This is a genomic window from Clostridium bowmanii (assembly GCF_018861315.1).
Classification (GTDB): Bacteria; Bacillota; Clostridia; order Clostridiales; family Clostridiaceae; genus Clostridium_AD; species Clostridium_AD bowmanii.
On sequence record NZ_JAHLDL010000009.1, the window covers coordinates 122,941 to 148,020 of the forward strand.

General features: G+C 32.9%; 22 protein-coding genes and 1 pseudogene. 5 read left to right on the forward strand and 18 right to left on the reverse strand.

What is annotated here, in order from left to right:
- Positions 1-8 precede the first annotated feature (8 nt).
- The 4 genes from KPL51_RS08130 to KPL51_RS08145 form a co-directional block, all read right to left on the reverse strand.
- The gene (locus tag KPL51_RS08130; protein ID WP_216159296.1) at positions 9-1,697 is read right to left on the reverse strand and encodes a GspE/PulE family protein; all 1,689 of its coding nucleotides are present in this window, start codon (positions 1,695-1,697) and stop codon (positions 9-11) included.
- A 308-nt stretch (positions 1,698-2,005) separates the two neighbouring features.
- Entirely contained in the window at positions 2,006-3,256 is a 1,251-nt protein-coding gene (locus tag KPL51_RS08135) for a DNA polymerase Y family protein (RefSeq protein WP_216159298.1), read from the reverse strand.
- A 179-nt stretch (positions 3,257-3,435) separates the two neighbouring features.
- Complete coding sequence (locus tag KPL51_RS08140) at positions 3,436-4,608, reverse strand: NAD(P)-dependent malic enzyme (protein WP_216159300.1); 1,173 nt, start codon at positions 4,606-4,608, stop codon at positions 3,436-3,438.
- A 57-nt stretch (positions 4,609-4,665) separates the two neighbouring features.
- Positions 4,666-5,976 (reverse strand): 2-hydroxycarboxylate transporter family protein, encoded by a 1,311-nt coding sequence (locus KPL51_RS08145; protein ID WP_216159302.1) that lies wholly within the window; start codon positions 5,974-5,976, stop codon positions 4,666-4,668.
- A 379-nt stretch (positions 5,977-6,355) separates the two neighbouring features.
- Here KPL51_RS08145 and KPL51_RS08150 point away from each other — a divergent pair, with 379 nt between their 5' ends.
- The 5 genes from KPL51_RS08150 to nfsA all read left to right on the forward strand — a co-directional run bounded on the left by KPL51_RS08150 (position 6,356) and on the right by nfsA (position 12,737).
- A complete protein-coding gene (locus KPL51_RS08150) occupies positions 6,356-7,936 on the forward strand; it encodes an ATP-binding protein (protein WP_216159304.1) in 1,581 nt (526 codons plus the stop codon).
- Positions 7,933-8,622 (forward strand): response regulator, encoded by a 690-nt coding sequence (locus KPL51_RS08155; RefSeq protein ID WP_216159306.1) that lies wholly within the window; start codon positions 7,933-7,935, stop codon positions 8,620-8,622. Before KPL51_RS08150 ends, KPL51_RS08155 begins: the two co-directional genes overlap by 4 nt.
- 58 nt (positions 8,623-8,680) lie before the next feature.
- Positions 8,681-9,244 carry a TetR/AcrR family transcriptional regulator gene (locus KPL51_RS08160; RefSeq protein ID WP_216159308.1) on the forward strand — a complete coding sequence of 188 codons (564 nt, stop codon included), beginning with the start codon at positions 8,681-8,683 and terminating at the stop codon, positions 9,242-9,244.
- Between the two features lie 178 nt (positions 9,245-9,422).
- The gene (gene lon / locus KPL51_RS08165) at positions 9,423-11,810 is read left to right on the forward strand and encodes an endopeptidase La (RefSeq protein WP_216159310.1); all 2,388 of its coding nucleotides are present in this window, start codon (positions 9,423-9,425) and stop codon (positions 11,808-11,810) included.
- 189 nt (positions 11,811-11,999) lie between these two features.
- Positions 12,000-12,737, forward strand: coding sequence for an oxygen-insensitive NADPH nitroreductase (gene nfsA, locus KPL51_RS08170; protein WP_216159312.1), 738 nt, complete (start codon positions 12,000-12,002; stop codon positions 12,735-12,737).
- 291 nt (positions 12,738-13,028) lie between these two features.
- On the opposite strand, the gene KPL51_RS08175 is transcribed toward nfsA, so the two are convergent.
- The 14 genes and pseudogenes from KPL51_RS08175 to KPL51_RS08240 all read right to left on the reverse strand — a co-directional run bounded on the left by KPL51_RS08175 (position 13,029) and on the right by KPL51_RS08240 (position 24,858).
- On the reverse strand, positions 13,029-14,081 hold the full coding sequence (locus tag KPL51_RS08175) for an aldose epimerase family protein (RefSeq protein ID WP_216159314.1): 1,053 nt from the start codon (positions 14,079-14,081) through the stop codon (positions 13,029-13,031).
- Positions 14,082-14,189: 108 nt separating this feature from the next.
- Positions 14,190-14,462, reverse strand: coding sequence for a hypothetical protein (locus KPL51_RS08180; RefSeq protein WP_216159316.1), 273 nt, complete (start codon positions 14,460-14,462; stop codon positions 14,190-14,192).
- A gap of 40 nt (positions 14,463-14,502) precedes the next feature.
- Positions 14,503-14,649: pseudogene (locus KPL51_RS08185) on the reverse strand (sugar ABC transporter permease); the annotation flags it as partial.
- 468 nt (positions 14,650-15,117) lie between these two features.
- Positions 15,118-15,351 carry a hypothetical protein gene (locus KPL51_RS24480; protein ID WP_216159318.1) on the reverse strand — a complete coding sequence of 78 codons (234 nt, stop codon included), beginning with the start codon at positions 15,349-15,351 and terminating at the stop codon, positions 15,118-15,120.
- A 343-nt stretch (positions 15,352-15,694) separates the two neighbouring features.
- Positions 15,695-16,813 carry a slr1591 family oxidoreductase gene (locus KPL51_RS08195; protein WP_216159321.1) on the reverse strand — a complete coding sequence of 373 codons (1,119 nt, stop codon included), beginning with the start codon at positions 16,811-16,813 and terminating at the stop codon, positions 15,695-15,697.
- Positions 16,800-17,837 carry an ABC transporter ATP-binding protein gene (locus tag KPL51_RS08200; RefSeq protein WP_216159323.1) on the reverse strand — a complete coding sequence of 346 codons (1,038 nt, stop codon included), beginning with the start codon at positions 17,835-17,837 and terminating at the stop codon, positions 16,800-16,802. The genes KPL51_RS08195 and KPL51_RS08200 overlap by 14 nt, the downstream gene beginning before the upstream one ends.
- Positions 17,838-17,910: 73 nt before the next feature.
- A complete protein-coding gene (locus tag KPL51_RS08205) occupies positions 17,911-18,699 on the reverse strand; it encodes an ABC transporter permease (RefSeq protein WP_216159325.1) in 789 nt (262 codons plus the stop codon).
- A complete protein-coding gene (locus KPL51_RS08210; RefSeq protein WP_216159327.1) occupies positions 18,696-19,571 on the reverse strand; it encodes an ABC transporter permease in 876 nt (291 codons plus the stop codon). The genes KPL51_RS08205 and KPL51_RS08210 overlap by 4 nt, the downstream gene beginning before the upstream one ends.
- On the reverse strand, positions 19,571-20,803 hold the full coding sequence (locus KPL51_RS08215; RefSeq protein ID WP_216159329.1) for an ABC transporter substrate-binding protein: 1,233 nt from the start codon (positions 20,801-20,803) through the stop codon (positions 19,571-19,573). Before KPL51_RS08215 ends, KPL51_RS08210 begins: the two co-directional genes overlap by 1 nt.
- 58 nt (positions 20,804-20,861) lie before the next feature.
- Positions 20,862-21,554 (reverse strand): TVP38/TMEM64 family protein, encoded by a 693-nt coding sequence (locus KPL51_RS08220; RefSeq protein WP_216159330.1) that lies wholly within the window; start codon positions 21,552-21,554, stop codon positions 20,862-20,864.
- Between the two features lie 43 nt (positions 21,555-21,597).
- Positions 21,598-22,191, reverse strand: coding sequence for a CDP-alcohol phosphatidyltransferase family protein (locus tag KPL51_RS08225; protein ID WP_216159332.1), 594 nt, complete (start codon positions 22,189-22,191; stop codon positions 21,598-21,600).
- Positions 22,192-22,261: 70 nt separating this feature from the next.
- Positions 22,262-22,915: a peroxiredoxin-like family protein gene (locus KPL51_RS08230; RefSeq protein WP_216159334.1), complete on the reverse strand. Its 654-nt coding sequence runs from the start codon at positions 22,913-22,915 to the stop codon at positions 22,262-22,264.
- Between the two features lie 223 nt (positions 22,916-23,138).
- Positions 23,139-24,557, reverse strand: coding sequence for a dihydrolipoyl dehydrogenase family protein (locus KPL51_RS08235; RefSeq protein WP_216159336.1), 1,419 nt, complete (start codon positions 24,555-24,557; stop codon positions 23,139-23,141).
- Between the two features lie 40 nt (positions 24,558-24,597).
- Positions 24,598-24,858: a Crp/Fnr family transcriptional regulator gene (locus KPL51_RS08240; protein ID WP_216159338.1), complete on the reverse strand. Its 261-nt coding sequence runs from the start codon at positions 24,856-24,858 to the stop codon at positions 24,598-24,600.
- Positions 24,859-25,080 lie beyond the last annotated feature (222 nt).

The following is a 25,080-nucleotide window of genomic DNA, read 5'->3' on the forward strand; positions in this document are numbered from 1 at the left end:
CAAAAACTTTATTCTTTCAAAAATGCTATCTTAACCAGTTCTTCTATGGTTGTCATTCCTTTTAAAACTAAATCAATACAAGATGCTTTTAGTGTTTTCATTCCATTTTCAACACTTATATCTCTTATTTCATCTACACTAGCATTACGCATTATATATTCTCTATGTTTACGAGTTACTTCCATTATTTCATATACACCTATTCTTCCTGCATATCCACTTTTGTTACAGTGCCCACAACCCTTACCCTTGTGAATCAATAACTCTTCATTTGAGTGAATTCCTAAAATTTCTTTTTCAAAATCAGTTGCTACGTAAATTTCACTGCACATGGGACATATCTTTTTCACAAGTCTTTGCGATATAATTCCCGCTATGGCGCTAGCTACTAGATAAGGTTGTATATCCATATCTATAAGTCTTACTATTGCAGAAGGTGCATCGTTAGTGTGTATTGTACTTAGCACTATATGTCCTGTTATAGATGCTCTGGTAGCAATTTCTGCCGTTTCATTGTCCCTTATCTCACCTATCATAACAACATCAGGGTCTTGTCTTAAAATTGATCTGAGGCCTGATGCAAAAGTTAGTCCTGCTTTTGCATTTACGTTTACTTGATTTATTCCATCTACTACGTACTCTACAGGGTCTTCTACTGTTATAATATTCTTGCTATTGTCATTAAGTTCACTTAATAATGTATATAGTGTAGTGGATTTTCCACTACCTGTAGGTCCTGTAACCAAAATTATCCCATATGGGATTTTAAGTATTCTTTCTACTTTTTCTAAGTCATCTTCGTTCATGCCTAATTTTTCTTTACCTACCAAGAAATTTTCTCTATCTAATACCCGGATTACAACTTTTTCACCGTGAATTGTTGGCAGCGTTGATACCCGCAGATCTATCTTCTTATCATCTACAATTGTTAAAATTCTACCATCCTGAGGAATTCTCTTCTCTGCAATATTCAATTCTGCAAGTATTTTTATACGAGTTATAAAAGCATTAAAAATATCTTTGTTGTACTTAGATATTTCCTTTAAGGTACCGTCTATTCTGTATCTTATTTTTATGTGATTTTCAAAAGGTTCTATATGAATATCACTAGCTTTCAGCTTTATTGCATCGCTTATTATGGAATCAACAAGTCTTACAGCTGGCGCACTTTTTATATCGTCTAATTGCGCTTTGTTTTCTTCCTTACCTTCATTTGTACCTTGAGCTTTTGATAAATCCTCAGCAGCTCTCTTAGCATTTTGGCTAGCATAGTATTTATCAATTGTATCTTTAATATCTTTTGTTGCTGCAATGTATATTTTAACGTCAAAACCTGAAGATATCTTAACATCGTCTATTGCAAATATATTTAGTGGATCAGACATTGCAATCTTTAGTTTATTATCTTCCATACCAAAAGCAACTAGATTATACTTTTTTGAAATACTTACCGGTATTAATTGTGCAACCTTTTGCTCAATATGTTCCATATCTAGGTATACTCTATTTATGCATAATTGTTGTTCTAGGACTCCTAAAATATCTTCTTCACTTAAAATACCATCCTCAATAAGAATTTCTCCTAGCCTTTTCCCAGATCCTTGCTGTTTTATTAGCACTTTCTTAAGTTGTTCTGGAGCTATCTTTCTAGATTCCACTAATAAATCTCCTAATCTCTTTTTCACCATAATCTTCATTAGTTATGCCCCTTTATTTCTAATACTATATATTATTTCCATTTAATGTTTTTGAATCATTTCTATATAATAACTTTATATATAATATTTTACCTTTTTCGCCATATTTAATTAATATTATTGTAATACGATTAACAAATTATTACAACATTTTTCTTAAAATAAACCGCTTATTTTTATATATTTTTACTTATTATGGATATTCTATTTATTTTTTAATTTCACTAATTTTCCAATTAACTTTCCATTTTTTCAATGCATTTTTTATATTAAAAGTTCATCTCCCTTAACTTTCTTTCTAATATTCTCTATAACATCGCACTCATAAGTGGATAATCTTCTTCCCCTATCCCACCGCACATAGCACTTAAACCTGAATGAAGAAAACAAGACCTACCAATAGCTTTATCACCATACTTTAGCCTAATTTCATCCACTGCCTTATTAAGCTTACTATCTTTATCGTAATTAAATGAATCAACTAAAGAGCTCTGATAAAAATAATTACCACAAAAATCAGTAATATGAACCCCTAGATGCCTTATTGAATTTCCCTTCCACACATTATCAAATAGATAACAAGCCACTTCATATATTTTACGAGTAGAGTCAGTAGCTACTGATAATTTCACTTGACGTGAATAAGAGATCATATCACTTCCTCTTATACTTACTGAAGCAACATTGCAGCAGTTCTGGGAATCTCTTAACCTCATAGATACTGTTTCACATAAGGATAACAACACTTTATGAGCTGTATCACTGTCCTCCACATCAAAAGCTATAGTAGTAGAGTTTCCAATACCTTTCATTTCAATATAGTTACTTTTTCTGACCTCTGAAAAATCTATACCATTGGCATAATTCCAAATTACCTGGCCATGACTTTTAAATTTATTCTTTAATATTTTCAAATCATAATTTGCTAATTCTCCAATAGTATTTATATTTAGATTGTGCAATTTTGGTGCTGTAGCTCTGCCTACCATAAACAAATCTTCCACAGGTAGTGGCCACATTTTTTTCTTTATTTCACTCGGAAATAAAGTGTGTATTCTATCTGGCTTTTTAAAATCTGAAGCCACTTTTGCTAAGAGTTTATTATTTGATATTCCTATATTCACTGTAAACCCAAGTTCCTGCTTTATTCTATTTTTTATAGTTTCAGCTAAATACATATAGTCTGGATATAAATGCTCCATATTAGAAAAGTCTAGAAAACTCTCATCTATGCTAAACCTTTGAATTTGTGGAGTATATTCCTGAAATATTAAGTTCATGGCTGAACTACACTTCATATAAAGCCAGTACCTAGGGGGTACTATTACTATCCCTGGGCATTTCGCTCTAGCATTATATAGTGTTTCTCCTGTTTGGATATTAAACACTTTAGCGGGTATTGATTTGGTTAGAACAATACCATGCCTACTTTCTTCATCTCCACCTACTACAGAGGGTATTTCTCTTAAGTCTATTTTCTCTCCCTGTTGAAGCCTATAAGTAGCCTCCCAGGATAAATAAGCACTGTTAACATCGATATGAAAAATTAATGTACTCATATAATATCACCTTCTTTACTAATCATATGTTTTAACTTTAGAACATATGTTCGCATTTACTATTATATAACACTTTTTAATCTTTTATAAGTAGTTTTAAAAAAATATTTTTAGGCGCAAAAAAGATCTAGCAGCTTTACTTTCTGCTAGATCTTTTCTTACTTAGTTATCTCCATAATCTATATTCTTGCTACACCTGTTTCTCTTGCTGCTTTTGAAATTGCTTCTGCTACTTTTTTAGCTACTCCTCTATCTAGTGCACTAGGAATAACATTATTTTCGTTTAAATCTTCTTCTTTTATATAATTTGCAATAGCATATGCTGCTGCTAGTTTCATTTCTTCGTTTATTTCCTTTGCTCTCACATCTAAAGCACCTCTGAATAGCCCGGGAAATACAAGCACATTATTCACTTGATTTGGGTAATCAGAACGTCCTGATCCAACTACTTTTGCGCCAGCACTTTTAGCTAGCTCTGGCATGATTTCTGGAGTTGGGTTTGCCATTCCAAAAACTATAGAATCAATATTCATAGATTTAACCATTTCAGCTGTTACAATATTAGGAGCAGAAACTCCTATAAATACATCTGCACCTACTAAGGCATCACTTAAGTTTCCTTTTATGTTTTCTGGATTAGTTATTTCTGTAAGAGCTGTTTTAGCATCATCAATTTTCTCCATTCCCCTATAAAGAATTCCTACTTTATCACAAGCAATTAAATTTTTCACACCTGAGGAAAGTAAAAGTTTAGAAATAGCAGTACCTGCTGAACCAGCACCATTTACAACAACTTTTAAATCTGCGAGTTTCTTATTAACAACTTTTGCAGCATTGATAAGTCCTGCAAGCACTACTATTGCTGTGCCATGTTGGTCATCATGAAATACTGGTATATCTAATAGTTTCTTAAGTTTATCTTCTACCTCAAAACATCTTGGAGCACTAATATCTTCTAAGTTTATTCCACCAAATCCTGGTGAAATAAGCTGTATTGTACGAACAATTTCATCTACATCCTTTGTATCTAAACAGATTGGAAAAGCATCTACATTACCAAATTCCTTAAACAATATAGCCTTGCCTTCCATAACAGGAAGACCTGCCTTTGGTCCTATATCTCCAAGTCCTAGAATAGCAGTACCATCTGTAACCACTGCAACCATATTTCCTTTAGCCGTATATTTGTAGACATTTTCTTCATTTTCATGAATTTTTCTACAAGGTTCTGCAACTCCAGGTGTATATGCAAGTGCCAAATCCTCATTTGTTTCTATTTTAATTTTTGATGTAACTTCAATTTTACCTATATGCTTCTCATGTAGTTTTAAACTTTCCTTAAAGTAATCCATTTAATCTCTCTCCTTTTGTTAAAGTATTTATCTACTTTAAGTATAACGCTTAATCAGTTAAAACAGTCTAAGTAAAACACTAGCAATTATAAGAATAAGAGCCCCACCTAAACGGGATGAAATTGCAGCAAAAGGCATAAGTTTCATTCTTTTAGCTGCCGTTAATACAGCAACATCCCCTGATCCACCCATATTAGCCATGCATAGGCCGGCTGACAGGGCAGTTTCTATTGGGTAGAAGCCAACAAATCTAGCTACAAATCCAGAACCAATTACCGCGCCAATTATAGTAACTCCAACAAGTATTATATATTTAAATGTTAATGCTGCAAGTACTGCATTAAGATCAGTATATGCAATTCCTACTCCTACCAAAACAACAACTGTAAAATTCTTCATTACAAACGAATACCATACACTACAAGCATATTCATATTTAGCAGGTAGTACCCCAAGCATTTTAACAATAATAACAATAAGAATCATCCAAGCATAAGCATGGATTGCAGGTAAAAACTTTCCTACGATATAACCTGCCGTAAGGAACATACCAGATAATAATATACCTATTCCATATAATTCTAAATCGTTAGACTTATCTTCTACCTCTTCAACCGCATCAAGTTTAGTCTTTGAATTAGGTATTATAAGCTCTCCCTTTCCTGTTAAACTAGGTTTAACTTTACCAATTTTATTTAAAATACCAGCTGCCACAATAGCAAAAGCATTACCTAAAGCTACTGCGGGAGTCATTATAGACATAACAACCTTAGGATCTTGATTAAGTGTAGCACCAAATATTTTAGCAAGTGGTACAGCACCAGCACCCATTCCACCACCCATAATAGGTATTCCTATATAAAGGATAGCTTCTTTTGCGCCGTAGCCTAAAATAATTCCAAATAGTCCTACGAGTCCAAGGGCTGCTATAACTCCACCCAAAAGACATGGAAGATATCTAACAACAGCTTGAAGTAGTAACTTTCTATTAATTCCTAAAAGACTTCCAGCAATTAGACCACATATAAAGAGATCTAAAAACCCACCACTTGTCATAAACGTAGTAGTTGAAGTTATAATATAAGCTGGTAAAATTTTATAGGTTGCAAGTGCAGAAGATCCAAAAATAACCACAATAGCTCCACCACCAAAATAATCTTTTACAATAGGTAGATTATCTCCAATAAGGTAAAGAACACTACCCATAACTAACATTAAGGGTAATACCCCTACTATTCCTGAAGGAAGTACCTTCATATATGAACCCACGAACATGATAATAGCAATTATTGCAAAATACTGGATTTTGATACCCATAACTTCAAGTGTTTTCTTTTCATGTACCACAACTTTTTTTTCTGCTAACATAATTATCCCCCCTATTATTAATTTTTTATTGAAACCTATAGCTAATTATACTAAGCTATTGAAGTAATTAATTGTATAGATAACGTTTTCATTTAATCTAAATAAAAAAAGTAATAGGACTAAACCACAAAAGATTCCCTCTACTGTATTAAATTTGCCTCGCCATAATTTTTTAGATTAAGTTAATACAATTTTTAAATATACTTTATACTACTATCATAACAACGAATTAAAGTTTTTTAAATATTCTAAAAGTTTAAAATGTATTGTGGTGATTAAAAAAACTTTGTATAATTTTTAACAAACTTCTTATTATATTAGATATGTTATAATTTATATAGATGTTCCTAATGTCCCAAAGGTTTAAGAGGAGAAGATTATGAAATTAAAGACAAAAATCACAAGCTTCGTAATAGGAATTTTAATTTTGACTATTGGCAGTATATCATTACTTTCTTTTAATAAGATGAAGGTAATTCTTAAAGATCAAGCTGGACGTAACCTTTTAAATATCGCAAGTTCTGTGTCCATGAGTTATCGTGTACAAAATTATTTAAAAGGAACCAGTGAAATTAATGAAAAAGCTTTAAGCGATGAAATAGAAAACATAAGAACTAAGACAAAAGTTGAATTTATAGTAGTAATGGATATGAAGGGAATAAGATATTCTCATCCTACAAAAGAAAAAATAGGTGAAAAAATTCAGGGTTCAGATGAAATTCGTGTTCTCACAACGGGTGATGAATATATTTCAGAAGCAAGGGGTAGCCTCGGCATCTCCCTTAGAGCATTTACCCCCATATTTAAAGATGGCGTGCAAATTGGAGCTGTAGTTGTAGGAAGCCCCATTAATGAAGTTTATAGTGAGATTTATTCAAAAATAGACAATTTTATCCCATTTTTATTATTAGGGCTAATGCTTGGAGTAATAGCTGCAACTCTTTTATCCTCAAATATTAAAAAATCCATTTTTGGTTTAGAGCCAAAAGAAATCGCCTTAATTTTAAAAGAAAAGGAAGCTGTAATTGAAAGTGTAAGGGAAGGAATTTTAGCTGTAGATAAAGACGGCAAAATCACCTTATTTAATAAGGAAGCGGGAGAAATTTTACAACTAGTAAATGAAGATATAGGCAAACCAATCTCAAACCTCACTTATGAAAATAAGATTTCCAAGGTTCTAGAAGAAGGAAAGTATTATGAAAATATAGAACTTAAAGTAAGACCTGGTCTAACAATTTTGTGCAAATATAATCCCCTTAAAAATGCTAAAGATGAAGTAATTGGAATAGTAATGAATTTTAGAGATTTAACGGAAGTTAAAAAAATGGCTGAAGAACTTACAGGCATAAAAAAAATGGCTTGGTCTCTTAGAGCACAAAATCATGAATTTATGAATAAGCTTCACACTATATCTGGACTTATACAACTGGAAGAATACGAGGAAGCTGTAAAATTCATATCTAATATTGCTAAAACTCGAAGTGAAATCAGTAGTATTCTTACTTATGGAATCAAGAATGTATCTATCGCAGCCTTACTGTTTTCAAAATACAACAAGGCAGAAGAAACTAGAATATCCTTTAAAATTGACCCAGGATGTAGTTTAAATGAATTACCACAGTATATGAGCGAAGATGAACTGGGCTCTGTTATTGGTAATTTAGTTGAGAATTCTTTTGATGTGGTCCGCACGGATGGAAGTGGAACCGTTTCTATTAAAATTTCTGAAATGGATGATGCCTTAAAAATTAATATAATGGACAATGGTCCAGGTATTGCTGAGGAAATCCAAAACAGAATATATGATATGGGGGCAACTACAAAAGTTGGTCAGCGTGGAATGGGTATGTATATTGTCAAAAATATTATTGATGAGATGCAAGGCACAATTGAATTTAGTCTAGAAAATGGAACCATGTGGAATGTAAGCATACCAATGAAAAGGAGTAGATTACTATGATTCAAGTGATGATTATTGAAGATGACCCTATGGTACGTGATATCAATACGAAGTTTTTAAGTAAAGTGGAAGGCTTTGAGTTAACTATGGCTGCTAGTAATCTTACAGATGCTAAGAGTTGTATGAAAAGTAAAAAACCAGACTTAATTTTGCTTGATATCTATCTTCCTAATGAAAATGGCATGGATTTTTTAAAGCTACTTAGGTCTAGAGAAATAAACGTAGATGTTATTTTAATTACTGCAGATAACACCACTTCTAGAGTTCAAGAGGCCTTTCGCTACGGAGCCCGGGATTATTTAATAAAACCCTTTACCTTAGATAGATTCAAAGAATCACTACTTGAGTTTAAAGATAGATATTATAGTTTAAAAAAGACAAATGAAATTCAGCAATGTGAAGTAGATAAGTACCTTTCAAGTAGCAAGGAGTTTTCAGAGGTGGGAGAGAATAATTCAGATTTAGAAAAAGGATTAAATAAATATACTTACAGAACGATATGGCAACAAATCAAAAAAATTGGAGCAGAATACACTACCCCTGAAGAATTAGGTGAGCTTTTAGGCATTGCCAGGGTAACTTGCAGAAAATACTTAGAATATATGAATAAGGAAGGAAAAGTAGAAAAATTAATAGAATATGGTAAGGTAGGAAGACCACAACACAAGTATAAAATAAATAATTAAATAATCTATTGACAATAAACGAATGGTCGTTTATTATATAATTATTAGAGGTGATCCAATGAGAAGAAAAGATGACGAAAAGGAAAAGAGCATAAAAGAAGCAGTGATTAAGCTAATACTAGAACAAGGTTTTCATGGTACTTCTATTTCAAAGATTGCAAAAGAGGCAGGGGTCTCCCCCGCTACTGTTTATATTTATTACGAAAATAAAGAGGTAATGCTAAGGGATATATATATTGAGTATTCCGAAGAAATTGTAGACTCATTACTTAGCAAGATATACGCAGAAATGGATGGACATGAACTAATTGAAATACTAACTAGAGGCTATTATACCTATATACAAGAACACGGTGAAATATTTCATTTTGTAGATCAATTCTCAAGTTGCCCAGCGCTTGCTAGTCAATGTTCAGAGCAAAAGAACACTAATAATTTAAACTCACTGCTAGAAGCGATGAAACAGAAAAGAATAATTAAAAACTATAGAAATGATAATTTAATAGCTATAATATTTTACCCAATAAAATCTATTGCTATTAAACAATGTATTGGAGAATTTGAACAAGCTTCGCTTCTTGAAGAAATGATTACAATAATTCAAGATGCCCTTCTTGTATAATAATAAAAATCGCACTATTAAAGCGAGAAAGTTTTGTAAAAATATTAACTACATTAGTAGCATTGTTAATATTTCAGCACCTTAGGTGATGCGTTAATTGCAGAATATCTCGCTATTAATCAATAAATAATTAAACGAACATTCACTTATGAATATTATTAAAGAAAGGATGATTATAATGATGAATATAGATAGTAAAAATAAAGATGGAATGGTAATACCTGTATCGGACATAGTTTTATTACCAGGAATGGCTTATACACTAAAACTAAAAAACATTAGTGAAGCAGAACTAGAAAATCTATCTAAAAAGGAACAATTTAGTATTGCATTACCTTTAAAGCAGAACTTTAATCAAAGTCAGTTAACGCGAGAAGATTTTCATAGTATTGGTGTTTCCTTCAATGTAAGTGGGATTGAAAAAACAGAAACTGGATATCAAGTAAAAATTAAAGTGTTAGATAGAGTAGAAATTAAAGAACTTAGTATGGGAAATGGTTTTACTCGTGTTGAATTTGAAATTGCACCAGACCTTATTGACCTTAATGCAACGAGTCAAGAAGAAATGCTTGAGTATGTGAAAAAAATTACTCGTGAAGTTAGTGAGAATTTCAAAGGTTCAGAGCAGTTTATGAAGATAGTTGAGAATCAAAAGGATTTAAATGCCCTCATGGGTCATCTTACTCAATTTATGCCCCTTTCAAATGAAGAAAAATATGAATTAATTGAAACTCAGTCATTAAAAGAGAGAGGACTTAAGTTTATGGATTACCTCTTAAAACAGAAGGAATCTCTAAAACTACAATTTGAGATGGCAGAAAAATTTACTGAAAAAGCTAACAAAAATTATAGAGAATCAGTACTTAGGGAGCAATTGAAAGCTATCCAAAGTGAACTAAATGAAGGAAAAAGTGAAGGTTCTAAAAAGGACAAGGATTATGCAACTAGGATTGAACAGGCTCAAATGCCAGAGGAAATAAAAAGTACTGCCTTAGATGAACTTGGAAAACTAGAAAGTCAAAATGAAGGTAGCGCTGAATATAATGTTATCCGAAACTATTTAGATCTACTCGTAACCCTTCCTTGGAAAAAGGCTGAAACTAAGTCTATTAATCTAGGAGAAGCTAGACGTATATTAGATCAACAGCATTATGGTCTTGAAAAAGTTAAGGATAGAATAATACAACATTTAGCAGTTATGAAACTTAAAAATGATAAAAAAGGTTCTATTTTATTACTAGTTGGACCTCCTGGTACTGGTAAGACAAGTTTAGGAAAAAGTATCGCACAGGCTCTTGATAGAAAATATATAAGACTTAGTTTAGGTGGAATACGCGACGAGGCTGAAATTAGAGGTCATAGAAGAACTTATATAGGTGCAATGCCAGGAAGAATTATTCAAAGTATTAAAAAGGCAGGAGAAATAAACCCAGTTATGGTTTTGGATGAAGTGGACAAACTAATGACAGGCTACAATGGAGATCCAGCCAGTGCACTACTCGAAGTATTAGATCCAGAACAAAACAATACTTTTACTGATCATTATTTGGATTTACCTTATGATTTGTCTGAGGTGTTCTTTGTAGCAACAGCTAACTCCCTAGACAACATTCCTAGACCGCTACTAGATAGAATGGAAATAATACAAATATCTAGTTATACTATGAATGAAAAATTTCATATAGGTAAAAACCACTTGATACCTTCAGTACTTGAAGAACATGGATTAACTAATGACCAATTAATTATTGAAGATGAAGCATTACAAAAAATAATTAGTGAGTATACTCTAGAAGCTGGAGTTCGTGGACTGAAAAAGCAGATAGCTGCTTTAGCCCGAGTTACCTCAGAGAAAATTGTAACAAATACTGTAGAATTACCATTTAAAGTTACTGTGGAAATGCTAGATGATTTACTTGGAAGAAAGGTTTCAAGCCATGATAAGGCTCAAGTGGATAACCCACCGGGAGTAGTTACAGGTCTCGCTTGGACAGCTGTAGGCGGAGAAATACTTTTCATTGAAGCTACAGACATGATAGGAACTGGACAGATTACCTTAACTGGTCAACTAGGCGACGTTATGAAAGAATCTGCAAAGATTTCACTAAGCCTACTTAAGTCAAGGTTACCAGTTAATACTATAAACTTTAAGGAAAGAGATCTTCATATTCATGTTCCATCAGGATCTACTCCTAAGGATGGTCCTTCAGCTGGAATTACCTTATTCACTGCACTTGCATCCCTTGTTACAGGCATAAAGGTAGATTCAAAGCTTGCAATGACTGGAGAAATTACATTAAGAGGAGCAGTACTTCCAATAGGAGGACTTAAGGAAAAATTACTAGGAGCTCAAAGGGCTGGAATAACGAAGATATTAATTCCAAAAGATAATTTAATTGACCTAAAAGATGTACCTGAAGAAATTAAAAATCAATTATCAATAAAAACAGTAGAAACTGTAGAGGACGTACTACGCGAAACTTTAGGAATATCCTTACCTAGGATAGAACATGTATTTAATCCTAATATTTCTACTGAAGGAACTTTTAAAACAAAACAAATATAAGATGTATATTAAAAATAAATATTAAACATTACTATATTGTTCTTAACACAAAAAAGCTACCATTGATTTTTTATAGTGGTAGCTTTTTTTATATACATCTTTTGAAATGTTCATTTCCTTTTCATTAGTTTGTGGTATATTATTGGCATATGAAAAAGTTTCTAAATTTAATATAAGGTGGTAGATAATATGAATGAAACAATAAATTTATTAAAAGCTCACAGTTCCATAAGAAAATATAAAGATCAACCTATAGAAGCAGAAAAAATAAAGGCAATAATAGAATGTGCGCAAAGTGCCCCTACTTCTAGTTTTATTCAAGCTTATACAATTATAAGTGTAGTAGATAAATCTAAGCGAAAAGCTATAGCACATCTTGCAGGCGATCAAACTTATGTGGAAGAATGTCCATTATTTTTAATATATTGTGCGGATCTAAATCGGATTAAAACCTCTTGTGAAATTAACCATAAAACTATGTTAGAAGGATACACTGAAACTTTTATTGTAGCAACAGTAGATGCTACTCTCGCCGCCCAAAATGCTTTAATTGCTGCTGAATCATTAGGACTAGGTGGAGTATACATAGGTGGTATAAGAAATAATCCCTCACAAGTATGTAAACTTTTAAATATACCTTCTGGAGTATACCCTGTATTTGGAATGTGTATTGGTTATCCAGATCAAGCACCAGATATAAAAACAAGGCTACCTCTAGACGTAATCTTTAAAACAGATGAGTACAATACAACTGGTGATGCTGAAAAAATAGAAAAATATGACTCAAAAATTAGTGCTTATTATAAAAAGAGAACTCAGGGAAAAAGATCAGACACATGGACAAGTCAAGTATCTAATCTAATGGATAAACCTCAAAGACCCCACATGAAAAACTTTTTAGAAGGGCAAGGCTTTAAAATGAAATAGAATAAAAAAGAAAAAAATATATATTACTATATATGCATTCATTTTGCTAAGAACTACTAATTTTATTTTTAATTAATCTGCTAAAAAATATAAACTCGCTGCCTCGCTCAAACATATATTTTTCTGAGTGTAGATCAATTAAAAATAAAATAAGAAGTTCTAAAGCTCGCTTCAATGCATTATCCGTAATATATACTTTTTTTGCGTGTAAAAACATTTGTTAACAAATGAAAATTTCTAAATATTATTTTAACCCTTATCTATATTCTCGGTAAGACCCCAGAGGGGATATTATCTAATAGAGAATTTATATATGGTGCTATGTTCATAATTCTCATTTGCTTTAAGTATTGGTGAAGGAAAATTTTCATTGTTAATGGCATTAGGAAAATACTGAGTTTCGAGACATAACCCACCTCTTTTATAATAAGTGGTGCCGCCTTTCCCTGGTTCCAACCCTTTTAGAAAGTTCCCAGAATAGAACTGCACTCCAGGTTTAGTTGTATAAACTTCCATAACCCGTCCACTTTTCTCATCGTAGACTTCAGCTGCCTTGTTTAATTTTTCACTACTATTATTAATTATCCAGTTATGATCGTAACCATTACCAAACACAATTTGCTCATAATCACTAGAAATATTCTCACCTATATAGGTAAGCACTCTAAAATCCATTGGTGTATTGTCTACCTTGGCTATTTCACCAGTGGGAATGGATAATTTATTATTAATAGTAAATTTATCGGAATTGATCATAAGCTTATGTTTTAAAATATCACCTGAGCCTTGCCCTGTCAGATTAAAATAAGAATGATTAGTAAGATTTACTATAGTATCCTTATCTGAAATAGCAAAATACTCTATTTTAAGTTCATTATCCTCTGTAACTGTATATTTAACTCTTACATTAAGATTTCCTGGGTACCCTTCCTCCCCATCAATACTTAGATAAGATAATTCAATGCACTCATCAGATTCTTTCACTTGTTGCTTTTCTTCCCAAACTACTTTATCAAACCCAACTATTCCACCATGTATATGATTTTCGCCTTCATTTTTAGCTAATTTGTACTGAGTTCCATTTAGCTCAAAACTCGAATTTTCTATCCTGTTAGCAACTCGACCTACTGTTGCCCCCAAAAAGTAATTATACTTTATATAATCTTCAACCTTTTCATAGCCTAAAACCACATCACCTAACTCACCTTTATTGTCCTGAACCATTACAGATACTAAGGTCCCTCCATAATTAGTGATTTTTGCCACCATACCCTTGGAGTTTTTAATAGTGAATAGATATACAGACTTTCCATCTACAATTCCAAAATCTTTTTTTATACTCATAATTCAATATTCCCCCCTCAAAAAAGTAGAGGCCATGAAGTTATAATAAATTCAACAGCCTCTCAATTCAATTATACATTTTTTTAAAGCTAATAGGAAATTAATACACTATATAATCCTAAATTTTAAAAATATTGTTCTTACGGGATAATAGGCAAGCATTAGTATTACTAAAAAAATCATTCCCAGTGACGCATATGCTACACCAAATATTATACAAAATACTCCATCAAACACGGTTACTCTTCGTTCATTAACTGTGTTGAATTTCTTCTTTGCATTCTCATAAGAAATTTCTTTGCCAGGATATTTATTAAATACAATAGCATATATCCCCATTGCTATAACCATAAGCCCAAATATAATGTTAGTTGGTGACATAAACGTCTTCCCTTCTCTCTAAAATCTTATATACATTTATTTATGCATTTTTTGATTTTGAATATACATCAAATGCTACAGCAAGTAACAATACCAAACCTTTAATAGTCTGCTGCCAGTCAATTCCTACTCCCATAAGTGACATCCCGTTATTCATAACACCCATAAACAGACCGCCAATCATAGCTGGATAGTGTTAACACTATCTTTGTTTTATTTATTTAAGTCCTTGCATTTGCAAGGATTTAAGCTATTTTTATAACAAAGAAACAATGACCCACTCTTTTTTGGTATAATTGTTGTATCTCAACCCAACAAAATTCCAAAAGGAAGGTGTCATCATGAGTACAATTATATCAATATTAGTTAAATATAATCAACTATTACTTTCTCAAATAAATCAATTACTTATTTTTATTGCGAAAAATATACCTCTTAGTAAACTGAAATACGATATGACAAGCCCTAAATACAATAAACATATTGTAGATAAATCACCTATCATAAAGACCTTTAAAAGACTTGATTACAAACAACTATTAAGTGAATATAATACTACTCATTGTAAGGAAAAAAAGCCTGTCAATTCTCGTGGTAAAAACCCTGTATCACCGGATACTGTGTGCCCTCAATGTGGTGCTCCTCACACCTATATCTACGATAACACCGGTGGCCGCGGGCAACTTCGGTGCAAAGTTTTTGATTTGCGTTTCAACAAAACCAAGGTTGATTTCAAAACTGAGACTTTCATTTGTCCAATGCTCGGGTCCGGTATTTCGACCATAAGGGTAATATATAATTTATCAATTTCAATATTTGCTTGTTTTATAAAAGGATTATTATTCACTATATTTCTAAGTTCCTCATCTGTACGAATAATTGTTTTCACCTGAAATCCAAAGGTTTCCCTATTTTTTCCTCATTTCATTAGCTATCTCTATGGTATCTTTATTCCATACTCAAAGCTAACATTTCCGCTTTGAATATATATTTATACCTTGTATTTTAGCTTATCTTTATATATCCTAAATAATCACATAATCATTGGTATTGAGCCATTTATGAGGTGTAAATTATTATTTATGATTAAATATTAACTAATTATATCTAATTATATTTTATAGAGCGGTGGCAAAAGGGTGGCATACGATAAGTTTGCTATCCTTTTTATAACCCTCATATTTGACTATGCTCCATACTTATATTTTCTAACCACACCATAAGTTGTTAAACTATTCATAGTATTTAAACTTTTCCATAAATCCACGGTCAATATAGTCCTTCAATTTCCAGCTTAGTCTCCCCATCTTAGCCATTCCCTTATACTGCATAATTCCTTTTTTATTCCCAGCAGATATAATAGCCAGGTAGTCTATCTGAGGTATATATTCTTTTAATTCTTCATTGCCTATAAATTTCAGTATATTATTAAGCAAGTATGGAGCTTCGCGAATAGCATAAACACCAACCTTCTTTACATATTTGAAATCAGAAAAAGAAATACAGTCACCCGCTCCGAAAATAAACGGATAGTCAACGGACTGAAGATAACGATTTACCACCATATAACCAGCCTTATCAACTGTAAACCCAGAATCCTTATACATCGAATTTGACTTTGGTCCGGCAGCCCATACTAAAAAATCATATTTTATTTGTTTTCCAGATTCTATAGTGAGATTATTTTCTGAAACACTTGATATTTTACTCAGAGGCAAAATTTTAATTTTATCTTTCTCAAGCTTTTTTAAGGTCTTTTCTCTGACATTTTCATTGTACCCCTTTAATATTAAATTCCCACTGTGTGCTAAAGTGACTTCTACATTTTTCTTCATTTTGCATGACAAGGCTTTTAACGCAAATGCTATTTCGATCCCGGCAGCTCCAGCACCTACTATTACCACCTGACTTTTTTCACCCATCTTCTCTATAAAATTTTCTCGAAGCTTAAATAGGTTTTCTAATGGCTTAACACAATATGCATATTCCACAACTCCCTGAGTATTTTTACCAGCCATTTCAGACCCTGTATCCGCAGAAATCACATCAAAAGATATTGTTTCATGATTTTCTAATTTAACACATTTATTTTCAACATCAATTCCAGTTATCCTACCCTCTATATATTTGATCCTACTCTTATGGCACATTTTCCTTATATCAAAGGACATGTCCTCCTCTTTGTAGATTCCTTCCACATATCCAGCAGCCATCCCTGAGTAATACTGATATTGACCTGCAGTCACAAGAACAACCTCAAGCCCTGGAATGTTTTTCAAATAAAACTGCTTTATAAGAAATACATGGGCATGCCCACCACCCACTAAAAGTAATTTTTTAGTCTTTTGCATAATATTCACCCTCTTCCTTTTGTACAAAGTGAAGGTTATTCCTAGGAAATATAAGCCCTACCCTTTGTCCTAGTTTTAAAACCTGATTTGAAAAATTTTCAACCTGGAGACTTATCTTGCCATTTGAAACGGTATAGGTTACTTCTTTGCCCCTTATGCTACACTTTTCGATAGTATAATCATTTCCACTAAAATCAAATACAATCTGATGTGGTCTTAGTAATAATTCTAAATTTTCACTTGCACTTGTCTCAGCTTCAAAACTACCGATAACACTTTTGAAAAGATTACCATCCATTTTACCTGGAATGAAGTTGCACTCTCCCATATACAAGGCTGTAGTTTTATTTATAGGTTTATAATAAATATTTTGTGGCGAATCTATTTGTGCTATATGCCCCTCTACAATGAAGGCAATGGAGTTAGATAGCGCAAGGCTTTCATTTCTGTCGTGGGTAACAAAAATAATGGTGGCTCCCTCAGTGGCCTGTATTTTTTTTATTAGTTCACCCATTTCGCTCCTAAGTCCAGGATCAAGACTAGAAAATGGCTCATCCATAAGTAAAATTTTGGGCTGCGGTGCAAGTGCTCTTGCTATTGCAACCCTCTGCTGTTGTCCTCCTGAAATCTCAGAGGGCATCCTGTGTTCAAGCTCTTCAATCTGTAACAATTTAAGAAGCTTCTTGGTTCTCTCCATCATTCGTTTTTTATCCCACTTTTTCACTTCAAGGCCAAAGCATATGTTTTCTTCAATGGTCATATGAGGAAAAAGTAAAGGTGACTGAAAAACATACCCAATGTCCCTTTTTTCTGGAATAAGCTTAGTTATATCTGTATCATCGATGATAACATTTCCTGTATCAGGTGTAAGAAGTCCTGCTATTATACGTAGAATAGTTGTTTTGCCTGCACCCGATTCTCCTAAAATTGATAGTAGTGCACCCTCTTCAACTTTAAGACTGATATTATCCAGAATATTTTGCACTCCATAGGTTTTTGAAATATTATTAAGAATAATTTTCATATAAACCTTTTTCTCTTTTTAATTTCTTTTATCATTCTATTTTGCACTCCCTTCAATTTTGCATCATTCCTTATTATTCAAATAAGTAATTCTCTATCTTATTTTTTTTATGGGACAAAAAATCTGTAATAAAAAACACAAATATATTAATTAAAATAAATATTACCCCGAGTACCGCTGCATTTCCTGTATCACCGTTGCTTATATAAGGATACAGCATAGAAGATAAGGTCCGCACCTTGCCTCCCCCTATTAGAAAGGTTGAAAAATATTCAGAGAAAGAAATAAGAAACCCAATAGAAAAGGATAGATATATTCCTGGAGCCAAAAGTGGAAGTAATATCCTTGAGTATATCTTTGTTTGCGTGCATCCCATGGTTCTTGCCACATTTTCCATATCTGGATTAATACCCTTGAAAAAGGATATAAAAATACTTGTAGCATACGGCACTGAAACAAGCATGTGAGTAAGTACCACCCCAGTTAAGCTGTTAATCAAATGGAATTTTATCATCATCAAATGAACACCCATAAAAAGCGCGATTGAGGGTATAAATAATGGTAGTGAAAAAAATATTTTTATAAACTTATCCCCAAAGAATTTATATTTAACTAAGGCTCTTGCTGTCATAATTCCTACTAGTGTAGCCAGTATTCCGTTTAGCGTTCCAATGACAATACTATTTAACACACTGATATAAAACTGAGAATTTCCCAGTATAATATTTCCCCATAATGCCAGGGTGAATTTATTCGGAAACAAAAGTGGATAACGGTAGTATGAAAAAATAGATAGTAGAAATACCAGTGTCATAGGAAATAATATAATAATGGCTGTTATAATTAAAATCAACTTCTTCATGATCTCCTCCCCTTAAGCAAAATTTTTAAAAGCATAGCATAGACCCCTACAATTGTGCCTCCAAGTATAAGCAGAATTACGTTCATTGCCATGCCTTTTGGGAGCGCACTCAGGTCAGGATTAATGAACAAGCTATAAAGTTTTGATGACAGAGATACTGGTGAAATGCTTCCTAACAGATATGGTACCTCAAAGGAGCCTAGTGCATATGCAAATACTATACAGGATGACCATATTATTGCTCCGGAGCTTAGCGGTATATAAATTTTACGAAGGATAGTGAGTCCACTAGCACTCAAAGATTTTGCAACATCTTCATATGTGCTACTTATTTTGGACATGACATTAAGTACAAATAATGCTATAAAGGGTGTGCCTTTGAATATGTACACCCATATTATACCCAGTCCCCTCCTGTCAAAAATAAGTTCTGGAAAGCTTTGCAAATCCTTCAGTACTCCTATATTGTACATAAGTCTAGAAACAAATCCTGTTTGACTTAGAGTTAACGTTGCTAAGAATACCACATACAGATAGGGAATAATTAGCCCCATTTGCAAGGTTTTCTTAACCATAGACTTGACGCGTGAATTTCTTGAGGTAACAAAACAGTAGGCAATGATGATTCCAAGAAAAGTAGATAAAATTGTGGCCGAGGTCGCTATATAGAAAGAGTACAGCATATCCCGAATGAATCCACTTTGTCTAAATATCTCACTGTAGCTGTCTAGGTTAAAAGTATTAAATCCTAGAACAGGAATATAACCCATGCTTTCCTTTACAGTTTCTATAAGTCCGCCACCAATTAGCATAATATACAATATCAAAATAGGTGATAAAAGTGCATAAGGTGTAATCCTCTTAAAATGCATTATTTCCCTCCGATTTCGCTTATCCATATTTCCTTGATCCAGTCGATATATTGGGATTTCATTTCTGGAAGTCTATGCTGTGAAAGTTCCTTAGTGGAAAGCGCACCCGGACCTGCCTCTACAGCTTTAAGCTGCGTATTTTGATCATCACTTAGCTTACTTACATCTAAGGCTGCCATATCTCCCCAGACTTCTGCTTTCAATTTTTCTATTTGAGCTTTTGGGCTTTGTAGAAAATCAATTACAAGTAGTGCAGCTGCCTTGTTTGGCGAATTATAAGGCACCGCAAGATAATGCGAATTTCCTATAGTTCCTGTATCAAAAACAAAGCTTTTTACTGTTTCTGGATATTCACCTTTTTTTACAAGCCCTGCAGTTTTACCTATTTCAAATCCCATAGTCATGGCAATTTCACCATTTTTGAAAAGCTCATCTTGCTGGGCCTGAGTTGCTGGCAATGCCTTTCCTTCTCTCCACAGATACTTGTTCATTTCCTTAAAGTAAGCAACTACTGGCTTTGAGATCTGTTGGAACTCCTCCTTAGTCATATCCTTTTGGAAAACATCGCTTTTTCCCGTAAGCTCGTAGTAGGCAGTTCTGATAAAGGAAACTCCTACAAAATCATCGGGAAGCTTTGGATACGTAAATTTACCAGGGTTCTTTTTAACCCACTGCATCAATTCCTTAAAGCTTTTCGGTGGAGCAGGAACTACTTTAGAATCGTAAGTCAGTACAAGCTGCGCTCTACCCCAGATGGCTTCAGAGCTTTCTATGGGAATACCAGTATCAAACTTTAAATCATCAGCATTTACATCATAATACTTCTTTAGGTTTGGTAAAAGTTCAGTGAAGGGTCCCCATATAAGCTCGCCTTGCTTTGCAGTTCTAAAATTTTCTCCGTTGATCCATAGCAGATCTGCGGTGCCTTTATTTACGCTACCTTTTTTCTCATTTAGAAGTTTTGTTATAAACTCAGGTGCACTCATAGGCACTCTCTTAAGTGTTATTCCGTACATCTCCTTCACATTTTGAGCCACAAACCCGTCCATGTATTTGTTGATGCTATCATTCCCCCCCCACATTAAAATTGTGGCCTCTTTGTTTTTACCTTGATTCTCCACATTTTCCCATGAAGTGAATTTTGCCGGGGTACTACTTAAGAATTTATTAGAAGAACACCCCGAAAGCATGACAAGAGCAAGTAATATTACTGAAATTTTTCTAATTTTCATGTTTTCTCTCTCCTTTTGTAATTTTCTTACAAATTCCCAAATCATTAAAAAGCATATGTTATTTAGTTTTCTTTTTCATTATCACTTTTATAATATAACTAAATATAAATATAATAATAGCTGATATAACTATCATAGTAATTATCTTTGAATAAGAGCTGAGTTTAGACATTTCATTACCTAAAACTACATAGGCGATGGTCCCAGGTATCATACCAATTCCTGTAGCAACCAAAAACGGGGTTAACTTCATATTACTTAAGCCTGCCGCATAGCTTAAAAAATCAAAAGAAATAAAGGGTAATAATCTTCCAACTATTATAACCTTAAAACCTTGTTTATTACTTATTTCATCAACTTTTTCCCATAACCCCTTTGTTGATTCAAATTTTTTCACAAAAGCTTCTCCAAAAAGCCTTGATAAATAAAATGTTCCTAAAGCTCCAAGCATAGCCCCAAACCAAGATATTAGAGTTCCAAACCAAATACCAAAAACTGCTCCATTAGCCCCGGTAATTAAGAAAGCAGGAATTGGAGCTATAAATGCTTGTAGAAGCATAAGTAGAATACTTAATATGGGTGCACCAATGCCCCATGATCTAATGATATTTGCAACCTGTTCTATGGATCCCTTAGAGAGAGTATCAATTATATTTTTAAAATTTGCCCTATATATATAAATAAAATATAATACCGCAACCAATGAAACCAAATAAATAATATGTTTTTTAATTAACTTCTTAAACGCCATTGAATTACCCTCCAAATTCTTAACCCATTAAATCTTTAGTAAATTAATGTAATGTTTTACTATATTTAATTACTTTGTGAAATCTTATAATTCCTGTTAAAAATATAATAACGTTGAATATCATAAGTATTATAGTTATATGATTTGTGAATATTAACATTAGTGAAAAAACTATAAATGTTTCCGTCCGTTCTGCTATTCCAGTATCATAATGCATGCTTTTTTCAGAATCATTCTTAAATAGAGCTCCCGCTACAATGAATGTTGTAAAATTGAAAATCACTGAAATATAGAACAAGATGTAGGCAATGTAATTTGTAGGAGCAAGAATGGTGAATCCAAGAATAATAAAAGCTTCTACCATTCTGTCAAAAATAAGATCCATGTAAGCTCCTCCCGCAGAAGATTTGCCTGTAAGTCTTGCAACACTGCCATCTAGCGCATCCAAAAGACCGGAAATCCACAATAAAATTAGTGCTATTATGGGTTTATTAAATCCTATACATATAGCTGAAAACAAACCTATAGCAAAAGCTGCTATTGTTATAGCATTGGGTTTTATTTTTAAACGGACTAAAATTCTTGAAAGGAAATTAAACATAGGCTCAAATCCTCCACGCCATCTAGTATCAATCATTTTAACGCCACCTTTTAAACAATTCTTATAGTTAAACCATCTTCTTCGAATCTGCAACATTAAAATATTGTTATTTTATTATAGACAATATACTCAAGATATCTACAGGCTCCATTCTCTCTGTATAGTCTACATTTACAAAAGAATAACGAATTAAAGCATTTCTATCAATTATAAAGGTAGCAGCTAACGGCAGTGACCATTTTTCACCCATATTATACTCTGAAAGATTTACTCCCATTTGTTCATAAACTTCTCGTAAATAAGTAGGCACTTCAAACAATATATTATATTTTTCTGAAGCTCCTCCTTCTATATCGGTTAGGAGTTTAAAAGTAAGATTATTCTTTTCCGCTACACTAATTGATAAATCTTGTTTTTGTGGGCTTATGGCTATAAGTTCAGCACCTTCTGCTTGTATTTGAGGAAATATATTTTCATAAGCTCTAAGTTGAAGATTACAATACGGACACCAAACCCCTCTGTAAAAAGTAAGTACTACTGGACCGTTTTTTAATTTCTCGTATAACTCTATATCATTTCCTAAAGTATCTTTTAATGTAAAGTTAGGGGCCTTGCCACCGGCTTTTATTCCTTTTACCTTTCCTGTTTCTTGTAGCTCCTTTATAGCTTTGTTAAATACTTCTTTTATTTCATCGGTGATTTTTTCCTTGGCAATATCTTTTAATTTTTGAATTTCTTCTTTTAAACTTATGTTATTCATTTTTATCTACCTCTCTATTAGAATAATTTAATGTGTTATTTGTATATTATAAATCAAATCAATAAATTATTATGTAAAATTTTTCACATAACAATGGACCCATAATCTACTTAAAAAGAGCAGCTAAATTTCATTTTTCAGCTGCCTCTACTAATATCTTTAATGCATGTTTTAATTTATTAATCTAATTTACCCTGCGAGAAATATTCTTTGTAAAAATTAATTATCTTAAAAAAATTAATTTTATAAGTTTATTCTGCCAATCTTTAAATGAATTCTTTAAAACCTTCAGAGATGCAAATTTAAAAATTTCAGCTTCTGTTGGGTAAGAAAATATCATGTTTAGATAGGTTGTTGCCTTAAGTTTTTTCTTAATTGCCAGGGTAGCTAAAGGAATTATTTCACCGGCTTTCTCTCCCACCAATGTAGCCCCAATTATTTTTCCTGTCTTTCCTAAGATAAGTTTTAAAAAACCAATTCTATCATTTTCTGTTTTAGCTCTATCAATCTCATTAAGAGGAACTACAATAGCTTCTCCAAATAGTCCAAGTTCCTTTGCCATAGTCTCTGTATATCCCACATGTGCCACTTCTGGTTTTGTATATGTTGTCCAGGGTACTGCTGAATAATCAACCTTTGAACCAAGGTGAAAAATAATATTTCTAATTACAATACCTGCCTGGTATCCCGCCATATGTGTAAACTGATAAGGACCTGTTACATCTCCACAGGCATATATGTTATTAATATTAGTTTGAAGTTTTTTGTTAACTACAACAAAACCTCTTTCAGTTAATTCTACTTTAGCTTTTTCAAGTCCTAGTCCGTAGGTAACTGGTCTTCTTCCTAAGGATACAAGTAGATTATCCCCAGTTATTTCCTCGGTTTTGCCTCCCCTTTCAATTACCACAATTATGTTTTCATTGCTTTTTTTAACCTCTATAATTTTTGATTTTAACTTTAAATCAATTCCATCTTCAATGAATACCTTTTCCATTAAAGGACCAACCTCTGCATCATCTTTTCCAAACAAACTAGTACTCATATCAATAATAGTTACTTTTGAACCTAGGTGTCTAAAACCTTGACCAAGTTCTAGACCTATAGGTCCGCCACCTAGAATGACAAGATGCTTGGGCAATTTTTCTAATTCGAATATATTTCTGTTAGTTAAATAGGAGACATCTTCTAATCCTTTAATTTTAGGAACAACGGGCTGGGACCCAGTAGCAATAACAATAGATTTAGAAGTAATTATTCTTTCTCCTACTTTAATAGTATGACTATCTAGCATTTCTCCCTGCCCAGTGATTACATCCACTCCAAGACTTTCATATCTTTCTCTTGAATCATGTGGCTCTATTTCCTTTATCACAGATTTTACTCTTTCCATTATATCAGCTAGATTCACTTCCTTTATAGTAGATTCTAAGCCAAACTTCTGTGCTTTTCTTATATCCTTCGCTAAATGAGCGCACTTTAAAAATGCCTTACTTGGCACGCAGCCAGCATTAAGACAATCCCCACCCATCTCTTCTCTTTCAATAAGTGCAACCTTTGCGCCAAGAGTTGCTGCACCTGAAGCGACTACTAGACCTGCACTTCCCGCTCCAATAACAATAATATGATAATCATACTTCATGATTTATACTCCCCTTAAGTTTATTCGTAGAAATATATACTTACTGAAATACTGACAGCATTTCTTTTCTTAAGCTAATGCTCATTCTTCCCATTATTATAACCTCTTCCTTAACTAATTCGTTTAATGTTGATGTAACAGATTCTCTAGTAGAACCAATCATATTGGCCAATTCCTGATGACTTAGAGCCAGGTCAATGGTTATAATTTCGCCTTTCTCATTTCCAAATTCATTAGCCAGTTTTATTAGCCAGTACATCAGCCTTTGTTTTATATCATAATTTGCTAACTGCTCCAACATTGATTTTGTTCATTTATTTTTTCACCCATTCTTTTTAAAATATTCATGAGAAGCTTCGGTCTTTCCAGTAAAAACTCGTGAACCTCCCATGACTGAAGTCACGAGCTTCTATTGTTGCCAATAAATTTTCCCACATCTACGTCCTCGTAACCCTTAACATAACAACCTATGACATACCTACTAACTCCATGGGCGTCTTACTTCGGATAGTTCCTACCCTAA

Excerpts from the sequence above, each read along its gene's own strand:
- KPL51_RS08130 (WP_216159296.1), bottom strand. The coding sequence starts at position 1,697 with ATGAAGATTATGGTGAAAAAGAGATTAGGAGATTTATTAGTGGAATCT.
- KPL51_RS08180 (WP_216159316.1), bottom strand. The coding sequence starts at position 14,462 with ATGTCACCAACTAACATTATATTTGGGCTTATGGTTATAGCAATGGGG.
- KPL51_RS08235 (WP_216159336.1), bottom strand. The coding sequence starts at position 24,557 with ATGAAGTATGATTATCATATTATTGTTATTGGAGCGGGAAGTGCAGGT.
- KPL51_RS08145 (WP_216159302.1), bottom strand. The coding sequence starts at position 5,976 with ATGTTAGCAGAAAAAAAAGTTGTGGTACATGAAAAGAAAACACTTGAA.
- KPL51_RS08160 (WP_216159308.1), top strand. The coding sequence starts at position 8,681 with ATGAGAAGAAAAGATGACGAAAAGGAAAAGAGCATAAAAGAAGCAGTG.
- KPL51_RS08200 (WP_216159323.1), bottom strand. The coding sequence starts at position 17,837 with ATGAAAATTATTCTTAATAATATTTCAAAAACCTATGGAGTGCAAAAT.
- KPL51_RS08195 (WP_216159321.1), bottom strand. The coding sequence starts at position 16,813 with ATGCAAAAGACTAAAAAATTACTTTTAGTGGGTGGTGGGCATGCCCAT.
- KPL51_RS08140 (WP_216159300.1), bottom strand. The coding sequence starts at position 4,608 with ATGGATTACTTTAAGGAAAGTTTAAAACTACATGAGAAGCATATAGGT.
- KPL51_RS08135 (WP_216159298.1), bottom strand. The coding sequence starts at position 3,256 with ATGAGTACATTAATTTTTCATATCGATGTTAACAGTGCTTATTTATCC.
- KPL51_RS08210 (WP_216159327.1), bottom strand. The coding sequence starts at position 19,571 with ATGCATTTTAAGAGGATTACACCTTATGCACTTTTATCACCTATTTTG.
- KPL51_RS08215 (WP_216159329.1), bottom strand. The coding sequence starts at position 20,803 with ATGAAAATTAGAAAAATTTCAGTAATATTACTTGCTCTTGTCATGCTT.
- KPL51_RS08230 (WP_216159334.1), bottom strand. The coding sequence starts at position 22,915 with ATGAATAACATAAGTTTAAAAGAAGAAATTCAAAAATTAAAAGATATT.
- nfsA (WP_216159312.1), top strand. The coding sequence starts at position 12,000 with ATGAATGAAACAATAAATTTATTAAAAGCTCACAGTTCCATAAGAAAA.
- KPL51_RS08150 (WP_216159304.1), top strand. The coding sequence starts at position 6,356 with ATGAAATTAAAGACAAAAATCACAAGCTTCGTAATAGGAATTTTAATT.
- KPL51_RS08225 (WP_216159332.1), bottom strand. The coding sequence starts at position 22,191 with ATGATTGATACTAGATGGCGTGGAGGATTTGAGCCTATGTTTAATTTC.
- KPL51_RS08175 (WP_216159314.1), bottom strand. The coding sequence starts at position 14,081 with ATGAGTATAAAAAAAGATTTTGGAATTGTAGATGGAAAGTCTGTATAT.
- lon (WP_216159310.1), top strand. The coding sequence starts at position 9,423 with ATGATGAATATAGATAGTAAAAATAAAGATGGAATGGTAATACCTGTA.
- KPL51_RS08220 (WP_216159330.1), bottom strand. The coding sequence starts at position 21,554 with ATGGCGTTTAAGAAGTTAATTAAAAAACATATTATTTATTTGGTTTCA.
- KPL51_RS08155 (WP_216159306.1), top strand. The coding sequence starts at position 7,933 with ATGATTCAAGTGATGATTATTGAAGATGACCCTATGGTACGTGATATC.
- KPL51_RS08205 (WP_216159325.1), bottom strand. The coding sequence starts at position 18,699 with ATGAAGAAGTTGATTTTAATTATAACAGCCATTATTATATTATTTCCT.
- KPL51_RS08240 (WP_216159338.1), bottom strand. The coding sequence starts at position 24,858 with ATGTTGGAGCAGTTAGCAAATTATGATATAAAACAAAGGCTGATGTAC.